Source organism: Anatilimnocola aggregata (assembly GCF_007747655.1).
GTDB classification, from domain to species: Bacteria; Planctomycetota; Planctomycetia; order Pirellulales; family Pirellulaceae; genus Anatilimnocola; species Anatilimnocola aggregata.
The window spans coordinates 6,473,241-6,487,613 of record NZ_CP036274.1; the positions used below are offsets into that span (position 1 = coordinate 6,473,241).

A 14,373-nucleotide genomic window follows, 5' to 3' on the forward strand; every position below is an offset into this window, starting at 1 on the left:
TGGAAGGTTAGAAGCGCTCGCGTAACACGCTTTAAGTGGCGAAATGCAAACATAAAAAAAGATCCTACTCACAGGGTGAGTAGGATCTTTTGGCAGTTCCCTGCAGACCTTTTTCGCGTCCGGCGGGCTTATAGTTCGCCGTCATCCAGGAAGGCCAGCAGCGCTTCGTCGTTCTCGGTGTTCTCGCCACCCGAACCGCCGACATCTTCCAAGCCGACAACGGAAGGCATAATCGGATTGGCGTTCAAGTAGTTGATCACCTGCAAGGCATCGAAGGCCGAAACTCGCAGGTTTTGATCGACGTCGAGGAACGGTGCTCGGATAAAGCCCTTGGTCGGAACTGAAACCGACCCGTTCGACCGGTTTAACCGATTGATGACTTCGATGGCATCAAAGGCGGAGATGCGGCCATCGTTGTTCACATCCAAAGGATCGTTGCGGTTCGTGCCGGGTAACACGGACGAGAGGGTCGCGGGTGGATCGAAGTTGCCAACGATCGGCAGCGAGAACTCGTCGCCGAATTGCATATACAAGTCGTTGCCGAACGGCACCGGCGTGAATTTGACCGTCCGTTGGACACCGGGGAATGGCGAAATTGGATCAATGACGACGCGGTCTGGAATGGAAGGTCCTAGCAAGTCTCCTGGATTGGCAGAGTTGCCACTTGGGTTCGGGGTGTCGTTGACAACTTCGCCCGACATCAGCCAGTACCATTCGCCACCGATGCCCTCAACCTGCGTTGCCCGATCGGGCGTCCACAGACCAAGATCATCGAAGCCGTCCATGTTCATATCGGCAACCACGGGTCGCTCACGAGCGCCTGCAAAGCCGAAGTGGAATGTTAAGTCGATCCTACCGTCTGCGCCAAAGGCACCCACATTGGTCGGATCGCTACTGAGTGATAGCTGGAATGTGTCGTCGGTCCAACTTCCAAGGTCGTATTCGCCGTCTCCGTCGAAGTCACCAGTGAAGCCGTAACCACTAACCGATACACCTGCGGCATTCACCCAGGGAATAACGCGTACACCGGCACCATCACCCAAGTTATAGTCCTGGTCTACGTCCAAAAACCAGGTGTTGCCAGTGAACAGGCCGACTTCATCACCGACAATGGCATTGTTGAAGTTGCCCGCCACAGGGAAACCATTGATGCCCGCTGGATCGACCCTCTCAATATCGGGAACACCGTCGTTATCAGTATCGATCTGCCAACGCCATTGGCCATTCACACGGCCGTAGGCAGCCAACTTGTCGAAGCCATCGGCCGCCAGAGCGCCCGCCGGTGCAAAATTGCCTGCGAACAGTTCGTCGCTGGTGTAACCCATTAGGTAAGCGATGTCGCGATTCGTGAAGTCCACATTGTCTTGATCGAAGATCTGGTTGCCGTTGATATCGACCCAGGCCGAGCCGGCAGCCCAGTTGCCAAGTTCCGGACGAGTATCGACCGTGAAGCGAGCGACAAAGTCTCCGCCGGGGATGCCATCGCCACTGGGGAACGCGGGCTGATCGTGAGGCTCAATGGCCTGTGATTCTCCATCCAGATGATTGCCCACTGGATCTTGAATGGCATCGTACACGGTCAGGGTGAACCGATCGTCGGGCAGAGTGAGGATCACGTCGTCTAGATCGCCGGGAATGCCGTTCGGATCGCTGCCGAAGGTAATCGTGATGTAGCCACGAGCAATGTCCGGGAGGACAAAGGGATCGAGGGCTGGCGTATTGGGGTTCTGATCGGCCGTGAAGGTAATACGGCGAATCGGAATATTGCCACTGTAATCGCCAAAGACATTCACCAATCCCAGCGGCAAGTCGTCAACTCCACCGTTGATAATGGCACCCGTCACTGGATTTACTAAGTTGGTGTCAGTCTTAATCGCCTGGTACACGAAGTTGGCGACACGTTCCGGCAGATCCTGCACCTTTACGATGATCGAATTGACCAGTGGTGTCGGCACCAACGTGCCCGGATCACCACCGATCACCGACTCGTACTTGTGGTCAAACACGTTATACGTGCTATCAACCGTGTTGAACCGAACGTCGGTTACTTGCGGACCCTGAGTATCGATGAACACGGCGAGCAATTCGGCGGCAATACCGGTCGGATTGACGTTGCCAGACAAATCTTCTGAAGTCGCGAAGACGGTTCTCAAACCATCTTCATTGGGGAAGAAAGTCGGGTCGTTGAACGACACGGTCGATTCAGCTTCCCACCAACCGGTCGGCAATTGGTTCGTACCATCCTCGGGATTCGCCACGGTTTGTGCGATCAGAATGTCGAACGCGTCGAGCACGCCAATCGTGGTGCCTGGGAAAGCCGCCGTGTTGCGGTTATCGAGATACAACCGCACGATGCTATTGGCTTCTGCCGAGCCGTAGAACTTCGGCGTCAGGTCGCTGGTGATGCCATCGGTGAAGGTGGCAGGCATGCCGTTCACACCGGTATCGCTGTCGGGGTGCAAACCGTCGGTCGCTGTGAACTCGAAGCCCGTTTCGGTGCTCGTGGGCAGGCCGAAGTAAACCGGCGGCACTTGCGTATCGACCACGATCTCGAGCGATTGGCTTGATGCACCGAAACCGGTGGCACGGTCAATATCAACTGGTAGCCCAGTACCTGGAGTAGTATCGGCTGGGTCAATCATTTCGACCTTGGCCGTGATGAAGTGGCTGCCAGGTGACAAGGGATTCGCGTCTGGGAACGTGTACGTATACAGCCCCGGACTGCCGGCAACCGGCGACGCATAGCCAAGGAATGTTAGCCCTGTTCCTGGAACTGGACTGTGCGTGTTGTTCTCGCTGAAGATTGCAATACGGAAACCGGCTGCAAATCCTTCGGGAGGTTGATTGGTAGGATTCAACGAGCTGTTGATTTGATAGGTAATTGGAATCACCTGATCGGGCGGCGGCGCGTTGGTCTGACCAGATGGATTACCTGGCAGATCGTTCAACAAGCTGGCATCGTCCAATCGTAAGAAGATCGTCGGCGTGATATCGCGCGTGTGATTATCGAATTGCGAGCGACCGGTGTCGACGCTTTCGATTTGGAACAGATCGCCGACAGCAGGCGCGCCGGTGAAGGAACCTGCAGCAAACGTGAAGCCACCTGCGCCATTGTAACCGGTCACACGTGCGCGTTGACCGTTGAGATCACTCGGATTGCCCGGTGCCTGTAGGAAGTAGACATACTTGCCCACGTAAAAATCTGGGGTGATTGACAATCCGGCAACGTTGGCGGTGAAGGCGGTGGCCGTGACCACCAAATTCGGTGCCAACGGACCAGCGACCGAGGACATGGCGACAACATCGTCTAATTCCAAATCGCGCGGCACTGGAGCAGCCGAGTTCACCACGCTCACGCTGTAGGCGTTCACGGCCAGGCTGGCATTCGGTGAGCCATCGGCAGTAAGAGCCGCACCACCAATCCGCAGGTAGTAGGTCTGGCCAGCGACAGCAGGAATGCGAACTCGCTCGTTGGCGAACGGCGCCGTATCGAGTTCGGGGCCGTTGGCACCATCGTTGCCGCCAAACGTCGAAACTCCACCAATGGCGAGCGGCGCACCGTTCACCAGGCCGTCGGCATCGTAGACGGCGATATCGAGGTTGCCATTGCCCGGCAAACCAACACGAGCCCCTCGGGAGGCCACTTCTTCGAAGTAGACCTGGAAATCGAGCGTGCCCGTTTCATTGGCAACAATGCGGTACCAGTCTTCGTCGCCAGGCAAGCCGAAGCCAGCCGGGTTTGCCATTGGACCAGGATCCACACCTGGGTCGATGGTGGCTTGCAGGTTGGTAGTTCCATTGCCGAGGAACGTGGCATTCTGCAACTGGCCGTTCTGTTCGTTCGGATCGAACGGGAAGACAATCAAGCGACCGGTACCATCTCCGCCCGTTCCACCCGTGATGGTGTTCACGGGATCAAGCGTCGCAAACTCAATATCGCTGTAAACAACCGGAGCATTCGAGCCCATGCTGAACGAACCACTGCCGGCGGTACCACCGATACGTTGAATCGTGGTGTCGCCTACGAGCAAATCGGTCACGGTCAAGCGATCGCTGGTTGCGCCAGCGCCGCCGTCAACCGTGATCCGCATCGTGAAGAGCGGTTGGTTGAAGTACAAGTCGTTGTGGGCAACGCGAATGGTATCGGCTCCCGAACCGGCCACGATGCTCACGTTTTCGACGGTTGTCGCCAGATCGGTCGTGAGAATCGTATCGGTTTCGGTTCCTGCACCACCTAGGATGCCGTCGAACCCAAGCAATACGTTTGAAACTTCGTGCCGCAACGTGTACGACGTGGCAGCCGGTGGCACGGCATTCAGGAAGTCCTGCTGAACATCGATTCGATCGTTGGCGCTAGTGCCTTGAATCAGAATCGTGTCGAAGCCGTCGCCACCGTGGAATGTGTCGGCACCCGTTCCGCCGATCATCGTGTCTTCGCCACCGCCACCCGAGAGAATGTCTGCACCGCCACCGCCGATGATTAGATCGTCGCCCGTGCCCGGAACCGATGCCATCCCGATGAACGAGATACCCGCTGGGGCGTTGCCGATGAGCGTGGCAGTTCCAGTGAGGAGGTTGATCGTATAGAGCTGCTGCACACCACCCACAACCAGCGTGGCAACCGCGGTGTTGCTGCCGGTCAGAATATCGAAGCCAACCACGGCCGAAGGATCAACACCCAACGCACCGATGGTGTTGAGCGTGCCGGCATTTGGCGGGTTCTGACTGACCAGGATATTCAGCGTGCTATCGATGCCAAACAGCGTGGTCGTCGTTGCGCCACCAAAGCTGTTGGTGTAGGCCGAGCCGACGATATTTGGATTAGCACCGAAGTTCGGATCGCCGACAGCGTAAGCCAAGTTGCCATCGGTGATGGCCAGCGCACCGGTGTTCGGATTCAGACGCAGATTCTGTTCGTTGTCGCTGGTGAATCGAATCCGGTCCGGCACAGGATTGAAGTCGAAGCCGAACGAAGTGCCATTCGGCACGAAGCCAAAGCCTGCACCAACCAGAGTTGCGGCGCCCGAGATAGGGTCGATCGTGTAAATGCTTCCCGCACTGGACACACCGTACAACTGCGAAGTCGCTGGGCGGAAGTCGATGCCCAACAGAGTTTCGCCACCGGGGAGCCCGGTGATTGGAGTTGTGGTGAGGGCTGCGGCAGGATTCGACATTTCGAAGCGGACGAGCGAACCAGTTGCGGTCAAGCCGAGCATGATGTCGCTCGAGCCGTCACCGATCAGGATATCGTTGCCGCTGCCACCGACGAGCGTATCGTTGCCGTCGCCACCGACGAGGGTCGCATCAGCCGACAAGTAGTCGTCGCCGTCACCACCGTTGAGCACGATGGCAACCACACCTTCGACACCTTCCGAAGCCACCACCGTGTCGTTGCCGGCATTGGCATTGACGATGAGCGTATCGCCTTGGGCCACCACGCTGTTGAGCAGGCGAACATCGTAGCGGAGGCCAGTCACTTGAATCAGACCGCCCACATTCAGCACGTTGATCGAATCGCTGACCTCGCGACCGTTCACGGTGAGTGTGTCGGCTGCCACAACCGGAGCGACTGCTCCTTCGTTGTTCACACTGACATGGCGAACATCGGTGGCGTAGAGGTCGTTGATGATCGTATTGTCGATGCCGTCCCGAGTGACGATTTCGACTTCTTCCGTCCCAGCGACATCGAGATCGACCGCACCAAAGCGGAACTCGAGGCGAGTGCCGACCTGGTTCAGGATGAACGTGTTGTTGTTATTGTTCCCTTCGAACTGCAGCACATCCGCATCGCCGGCACCACCTTCGAACAGGTCGTTGCCGTCACCCGGGTTCCAAATGAACCGGTCGCTGCCATCGCCACCGAAGAATAAGTCGTCGCCCGCGTCTTGAGCCGCACCGACCGAAACCACGCCGAAGGTGTCGTTGCCATCTTCGCCGTAGATGGTGTCGTTGCCGGCACCACCACGCAGGATGTCATTGCCAGAGCCGCCATAGATCAAATCGCCGGTCGCCACCACGCCCGTGCCAATGATTGTGTCGTTGCCCAAGCCACCTTTAATGATTGCGTTGACCGACGTAAACGTCCCCAGGTTGATATTGTCGTCACCGTCGAAGGCATCAATGTTCAGTCGTTCGAGCGCCGTGCCAAAAGTCACCGTGCCGCCGGCCTGAGTGACCGTCGTTGCCGCCGACGTGATCGTATCGATCCCATTGGTGCCCAGCAAATGCACATCGTCGAAGCCCGTCCCGCCATTAAGCGTGAAGGCTGCATTGTTCACGCCAGTGTAAGTGAACTGCGGGCTGGTCTTGACGATCGAACCAGTCGTGAACACCTTCAAGCTGCCAGCTCCAGCAGCCGTCGGTTGAACGTCAAAGCGATCGTCAGCGGCAGTGCCATTCACTGTCAACGCTGCGGCAGCGCCCGCGATGGCGACGTCTTCAATACCGACGTAATTGACTGGACCGAAAGCACCTTCGGTAATTGTGTCTGCAGTCAGGCTGACCGTTATGGCTGCACCCGCGCCGACAAAGTTGAGCACATCGCTGCCAGACGAAGGATTGCCGCCGTCAACTTGAACGCCACCCGCGAATGGATGATTGCCCACGATAGTAAACACATCATCGCCATTCAGACCGGACAGTGCCAATGAATTCACACCCGGTGTGCTGATTGTGAAGGCCAGCAGCGTGAGGAAACTGCCGGGCGTGTCGTAGTAGCCGTAGTTCACGTCGCCGGCCGCATTGAAGGCTTGAAATACGTCGGAACTGTTCGTACCCAACAGCACCAAACTATCGACGCGTGTCCCACCAACGTCGGCAAAGGCAATCGAGCCGGTTAGCCCATTGATACCTTCCCACGAAATCGGCAATCTTACATCGCCATTTACCGAGGAAGTGATTGCAACCGCTCCTTCACCTGAAGCCAGAGTAGGTGTTGCAGTGGCAATATCCGCTCCGGCTGGAGTCGTAATCGTGAGGTCATCGCCGCCTTCCAGTCCGTTGTAGTGGAGCTTCTCGGCGGTCGTGACGGTGATCACTGCCGCTCCAGCGCCTGTGATGCGTGCGCCGCTGGCTGTGAGTTGGTCAATCGTCACGGCATCTGCGGCCGCTGTGCCGACCACGACAACCGTGTCGCTGGCGGTGGGATCACCACCATTAACGGTGATTCCGCCTGTTGCGGCGAATGGACCTGCCGCAACCGAGATTTCGTCGTCGCCACCCAGGGCGTTGATGGTCAGCGAACTGGCACCGCTGCCCAACCCAAGTAGTGCTACGAGGGGAGTTCCGTTGATGACCAGGTTGCCATCGGTCGCGTTGATGCCATTGAAGGCAATGGAGTCATTCGCACTGGTAGCATTTACGGTAACCGTATCGGCACCTGTGCCACCCTGGCCTTCAATGTCGACTCGTTCCGTGTTGATGAAGTTCACAATGGTCGCGGCCGCTGCGCCGGAGCGAGTTACTGCAAGTCGTCCCGAATCGTTCGTAGCGCCGACGGAGTAAATGAAGTTGTCAGCGCCATCGGTCAAGCCGAACACACTCACGGAGTCGATATCGGTATTACCGCCCACACCAGTCGGGCTACCGCCATCGACGTTCACCGTAACTGATCCGTCGTTACGGCCGATAACGCGTACGTAATCGCTGCCAGCGAGCGTTTCGATATTCAGGCTGTCGAAGCCCGTGAAGTTACGCAGGCGATAAAGGTCTAACCCACCGACGTTATCCGAAACGGTGACCAGCGGATTCGCAACGTCACCTGCCGCTGTCAAGTTGATCAGGAAATTATCCGCTCCACTGGCTTGCGGCGTGTTTGGCGCAGTGCCGCGAAGCGTCAAGCTGTCGTCGTCACTGAGGAAGCCATCGTTATCGAGAACGATGATGTCCGTATTGTTGACGTAGTTAATCGTGACGATCGGCGTGCCGAAGGCCCCGTTGGTGACTCGCAGTTCACCATTCGTCGGTCCTGACGGCTGCACGACGATGTCTTCCGAGACCGGGTTCGCAAAGACCGTGTTGTAAATCAACAGGTCGAGTTGCGAGCCGTCCCCTGTATCTGGCACACCTTCGTTGAAGTTGACATGCACGTCCCACGAGCGGGGTGAATTGTCAGCCCAAGCAGCGATATCCAGCGTATCGATGTTGTCCGCGCCACCGACCGTGTTGTCCGGCGCGTTGACGTCGGGGTCGTTCAGGTTCTGGCCGGTCAGGTCGTAGCCGAAGACGTTCAGGAATTGCACGTCATTAAGCAGAATCGGATTGCTGCCATTGATGCTGACGAACATTTCGCCAATGCCACCGTCGATCGAGCCACCAACGTCGATATCGCGGCCACGAACGACGAAGTTGTCGTTTTGATCGACGAGTGGATCGTTGTTGTCACCAATCAGATTCAGCACACCGTTCGAAGGAGTCAAACGCAGGCGTTCGATCGAAGTATTCAGCACTCCGAAGATGCCGTTACCGAACGTAGTGGTCACGTTCGGTGGAGTCGCTTTATCGCTGAAGATGTTGACCGAGCCGTTGCCGATGACGTTCAACTCATCACCCAGCGGGAAGCCTTCCGGATCGAACGTGGCAGGGTCAGGCAGGTTGCCGTTGACTTGAATGTTGTAGTTGGCCGAAACAGTCACAAAGAACTGATCGGCAACGCCCGTGACCGGATCGGGTGCTGCTTCATCACCACCGTTGACGATCAAGGCCGCATTCTCGGTGACGACCGGGCCACCCACTTGATCGAACGAAGCAATGTTCAGGCTCACCGTGGTCAGCGAGCCATTGACGATGTTGTTTGTAAACACCTGAGAGTCAGAAACATTGAAAAAATCATAGGCATTCCCGACGCCAGCTCCTGGCTGAAGGACACCAGCACCAAAGCCGAAGATGTCGGTCGGATTGCCAACATCCACCAAATCAGCTTCGCTTCGGCCCTGTACCACTGCGCGATCGCCGGTGCCAACCACACCCGAGTTGCCGTTGCCGACAAGCAGAATGCCGAAAGGGCCAATCGGCGTGGGGGACAAACCGCGAATCAACAAGTCCGTCGCAGTGCCGCCACCGGCGATACCAGGGCGCGAGCCAACCAGCGTGGCGGGAGGGGTGCTCAAGTAGGGCGCACCGTCTTTGAACACGAGGGCCGAGGTGTTGTTGTTCAGCAAACCCACGGTCAGCACATCGTTGACCGGATTGGCCCCGCCGATGGTGCCGTCGTCGGTGCCACCGAACACGCGCACGATGTCATTGTTTTCACCAGCATCATTGAAAATGAGGGTTTCCGTGGTACGAACTCGTACCTCGCCGTTCGCCAGGTTTGTGCCGAACAGGCCCAGATTTGGCGCGCCGGCGGCTACGTTGATATCTCCCTGAGTATTCAGGTACAGATAGTTCAATCCGCGAGCCGTTCCGCTGAAGTCAAAGATCTGTACCCGGTCGCGGTTGATCGAATCGCTGGCAGCTTGCCCTTCGATCGTCAAGCCGGTGATCGGTCCACCGGGGATGGCATTCGTGCCAATGTTGCCCAAAACCAACAATTGGAACTCATCGGTGCCATCGAAGCCCTGGAAGGTGTTATTACCACTCAAATCGTCGCCATCGATGAAAAGAAAATCATTCCCTTCGCGGGCGTCAATGACCGTCGCCACCGTTGCCGTGGTGTCGTTGACCGTGATGATGTCATCGCCCCTCGACGAGCGAACGTTGAGGTTTTCCAGACGACTGGGGAAGACTGCCGGGGTCGTTATATCGCCGTGGGCGTACTGAATGGCTGCAGGAGCAAAGCCGGCGAGTTCCGTGGTTGGGTAGGATAACACGATAGGGTTGTTGACGTTGAGCAACGACAACGACATTGTCACGCCGATGTTGGTGATGCTGGCCGCGGCATCGCCGACGAGCGTGCCCGAATCGTCGACGTTGAGCGTATCCGTGTCGCCTCTGCCGACGAAAATGATATTTCCCAAAATCTGATCTAGTGTGCCATCGAAAACGGGCCCAGTGGTGAATTCGGCGGTGGTGTTGCCGACCGTGAAAGTATCGCCACCACCATTACCCAGCACGATGTACGCGGTACCCGCTGCCGTGCTGAGGACATCGAGGCGATCCGCATTGGCCGTCGTTGCGGAATAGTTGAGCTGCTGCAGCGAACTGTAGTTAATCGCCGCCGGTGCTGCGCCCGTGAGACTCGCATTGGTCAAGGTTGCGTTATGGGCCGCAACGTCGTTGAATCCACTAATAAAAGCCCGATCATTACCCGTTCCGCCGGCCAGGTTGATCGCACCGTTGATGTTGGCCAGAACACTCGATGTCCCCACAAGATAGTCATCGTCGCCGCCGTCACCGCTGAGCAGGACTGTGTTGGCGATCGCGGCAGTGGCATTCACTTGGAAGAAGTCGGTCACATTGTCATCGAGTTGCACGCCGGCGACTGCGCCATCGCCGTTACCAAAGACTTGCAGCGTGTTGAGCCCCGCGGCCGCAATCGTGTAGTCGAGGAACGCCGTGTCGGCTCCACCATTCAGGTGCAGGGCGACGTTGGCCTTGTTGGCAAAGCGGAAGGTCTCGAACGTGCTGCTGTTGTCGGAGACTTGCAGCGAATTGAAACCGTTGAGCAGACCGCCGTTGACGATGGAGATGTTGTCCGCAGCGGCAGCGAAATAGACCACGTCGAAATTCGTGGCAATCGTATCGCTGTCGGCCGGTTCCAGGCCCGTGAAGTTCACGATCAGGCCATCGACGCCGGGAATCAGGCTGCCGCGGCCACCACTGCCATCAGGGTCTTGTACCCAAATGCCCGCATCTTCGGTGAGACCGACGCTATAGGTTTCGTTGACGACCGTACCGCCGCGAATGCTGAGTGCATCGCCATTGACATCGCCCACATTGACCGGCCCACCAGCGTCGTAATTAAACGTCCGATTAATGAAGCCGCCCGAGTGATCGATGATCAGCGTATCGGCTTCGGCGCTGCCATTGACCGTGATGACAGGGGCGGTGCTGGTATAGAGTTGCTGCAGAATCAGCACCTCGCCAGGTCCGGCGGCGGTGTCATTGTCGTAATAGAACTCGATGTTTGCACCACCCGCACCGCTGCGAACCACGCGGAGGGAATTTCGGCCGCCAGCGACTTCGCCGGGCAATAAGGCCCCCATCGTAATCGTATCGGTCAGTTGGCTGACGCCCGTGCCGGTCACCGTTTCGATGTTCGTGAAGACGACGGGATTCGAGCCACCGGGACCATCGTCCAGGTTGCCAGCGCCGACGCCGGTAATGGTCTTGATCGCGTTCCCGGTGAAGTTCAGCACGTCGGCAAGGGTTTGAACACCACCATCGATGTTGAGGGTCGCGGTACTCGCCGGTAACCCCGTGACGTTAAAAGTATCGTTCCCAATTCCGCCATTGAAATTGTTGGTGCTGTTACCGCCACCCAGTCCCGCGGAGCTAATGTTGAAGATGTCGTCGCCGGAGTTGCCATTCAACGTGGTCGTTCCCGGAAAGCCATTCATGGTGCTCGTGACGGTAAACAAGTCGGCACCGGTACCAGCATTAATGGTGAGTGCGGAAGTGTCGCCGGGAACATAGTTGATGACGGCGGGAGCCAAACCGGTGATCGAGCTATTGGTCAACGTCACCACGCGTCCACTGGAATCCGCCGAATTGTCCACCACGATACTGTTAAGGCTGACGGTATTGGCAAGGGAGATCGGTCCTAAGATCCCCTGGACGCTGCCAGCATTCGTAATCAGAACCGAATCTGTCCCACTTACGCCGTTGTAGCTGGTGGAGACGCCGACTGGCGTGGCAAGAATATTCGCGATGTCGATTCCAACATTGCCATTGACCGTTAGCGTCGTAAGTCCGGCACTGGCGGCTGTCAGATTGACGTTGAACGTGTCGAGTCCGCCATTGCCGTTGACAACGATCTCTGTTTTGTTCGACAGATCGTGCAATTCAAAGGAAGGAGCACTTACACGCGTGAAGGCTCCACTGGGAGCAATCGAAATTGTCTCACCAGCAGCGGTGCCGTTGACGGTAAATGAAGCCACGACGTTGGAATCGGTTATCGGTGCGAGCCCGGCATACTGGATTGTTGCGTTACCGGTAGTCCCACCCGTATATACGATCGTGCCATCGTTGGCACTCGTCGGGGTGGAAACAGCGCTTGCAAAATTCCCGCCGGTGGAAATCAGCGAGTCGAAGTTTCCACCGCCATTGAAGGTGATTGGGCCCGAGGGAAAGGGGTTTCCGTTCACATAATCAACGGTTAATGTGTCGTCGCCCGCGTTGCCATTAATTACGATTGAATTGATCAGCGCCGTAGGCGTGGATCGCGTAATGCCATTCAACGTGACATCGGTGTTTACTCCGTTTCTCCGAATTGAAATGGAGTCCGAAGAAGCGGTTCCAGGTAACACAAGATCGATTTTTTGCGCAACCGTTATGCCAGCTGGGTCACCGACAAGTCGATTCGTAGAAAATGCACCGGGGCCGTTGGCATAAAACTCAACCTCAGCAAAATTGTCTCGCTCGAAATAAACGAGGTCGTACCGATAGATTCCTGGTGCTGGAATTGTGGCCGAAGCGGTGATATTAGTTGCTGGCCCAGGCCCACTCTTAACGGCGATCTGTTCATTATCCGAACCAAGTAACAACCTGAAGCCGTCGTCACTAAAAACGGTGAAGTTCCAGGCGCCAGCAACCGGGATATTCAAAAAACCCGTCGAACGCATCGCCAGATCGTTATCGTCAACCCCTGCCGTTCCCACCGGTGCTGGAAAGTCTACGCCGCCAGGAAAAAGGCTGGGGTCAGAAGTCGCGGGGTCATAAAATCCCGCATCGATATAGTTGATGGTTGATGCGCCACTTGCGAACGCTTGTGCGCTGACGTTCGGTCCTGGAATAGCGGAGGCAAAAAGCGAATCCGCTTTAGCCAGATTGTCGACTTGTCCAAAGGCGACGCTCGCTTTACGGAATTCGACGCTGTGACCAGCGGAGAATCCGGTGCCGCCCCATTCAGCCACCGCCATCACGCGGCGATCTTCGAGCGTTTCCATTCGCAAGATTCGCTTGCGATAGCTGCCCAGCTTTTGATTTAAAAATTGGCGGCGTTGCTGGCTGCGGGAGAGAGAACGGCGGTTTGGCAGGCGAATGCTCACGCGACAGGCTCCTAGAACGGACAGATCATGGCCCAAGCGATGAAAATGCGGAAAATTTCGCATTCAAAGCAACTTCCACCGATTGCGTCAGAAACGGCACAACCGGAAAAGTCGGTAATTTGGGTAGGATCGTAGCTCGCCGAACAGGCCCCCGTCAAGCTTCTTCGCGCTAAAACGCGTGGTTCTTGTCAACTTTCCAAAACCAAAAGTAAACAATTTCTCTGGAGAAATGTTCATTTCCGGTTATTTCCGGAAATGATGGGTGTTTTGCCAGTTGCTAGCGGCCGGCATGGGCCGCGGAGATAAGTTCGCTGGCCCCTTGCCGCGCTAGGTCGGCAGCGACCGTTTGGCCCAGCTTCATTGCCTGCTCGGGCGGAGCAATTCCTTCGGCAGCGATTCTCTTTTGGCCATCGGGGTGGAGGACCGTGGCTTGCAGCAACAGATTGTCGCCACTCGCGCGGGCCCAAGCACCGACGGGGGCCAGACACCCCGCGCGCAGGGAGTTGAGCAGGGTCCGCTCGGCCAGCACGGCCGCGTGCGTGAGCCCGTCGTTCAAAGGCTGCAGCAGTTCGATGGTAGTCGCATCGTCCGCACGCGTTTCGAGCCCGAGCGCCCCTTGGCCGACAGCCGGGAGCATGAGTTGCGGCGGAATGATGTACGCGATGCGCGCGGCCAGCCCCAGCCGCGAGAGCCCCGCTTGAGCCAGCACAATTGCGTCGTACTCGCCACTATCTAGTTTGCGGAGACGGGTATCGACATTGCCGCGAATTTCGAGCAGTTGCAAGTCTGGCCGAGCATGCAGCAATTGAGCACGGCGGCGCAAACTACCGGTCCCAATGCGGGCACCCGGGGGCAAATCGTCGAGCGCTTTGTAGGGGCCGACCAGCACATCGGCCGTGCTCTCGCGCGTCGGCACGGCGGCGATGGTGAGGCCAGGAATGGCCTCGGTGGGCAAGTCTTTGAGACTGTGGACCGCCAGATCGATGCGCTGATCGAGCAGGGCGCGCTGAATCTCTTTGGTGAAGAGTCCCTGGCCGCCAATCTGGCCGAGAGGACCCGTCGTGACATCGCCTTGCGTGGTGATGTGAATCATCTCGACCCGAATGCCGAGCGACACCAACCGCGCAGAGACCCACTCGGCTTGCCAGCGGGCGAGCGGACTGGACCGAGTTCCAAGCCTGATGAAGGGCTGTCCGCTCACTACTCCCATGCTGACTCGATCTAT

At 57.3% G+C, this 14,373-nt stretch carries 2 protein-coding genes; both read right to left on the bottom strand.

The window, feature by feature from the left end; all coding sequences use genetic code 11:
* Window positions 1-128 precede the first annotated feature (128 nt).
* On the bottom strand, window positions 129-13,148 hold the full coding sequence (locus tag ETAA8_RS24375; RefSeq protein WP_145094661.1) for a DUF4394 domain-containing protein: 13,020 nt from the start codon (window positions 13,146-13,148) through the stop codon (window positions 129-131).
* Between the two features lie 277 nt (window positions 13,149-13,425).
* A complete protein-coding gene (gene hemC, locus ETAA8_RS24380; RefSeq protein WP_145094664.1) occupies window positions 13,426-14,358 on the bottom strand; it encodes a hydroxymethylbilane synthase in 933 nt (310 codons plus the stop codon).
* Between the last annotated feature and the right edge of the window lie 15 nt (window positions 14,359-14,373).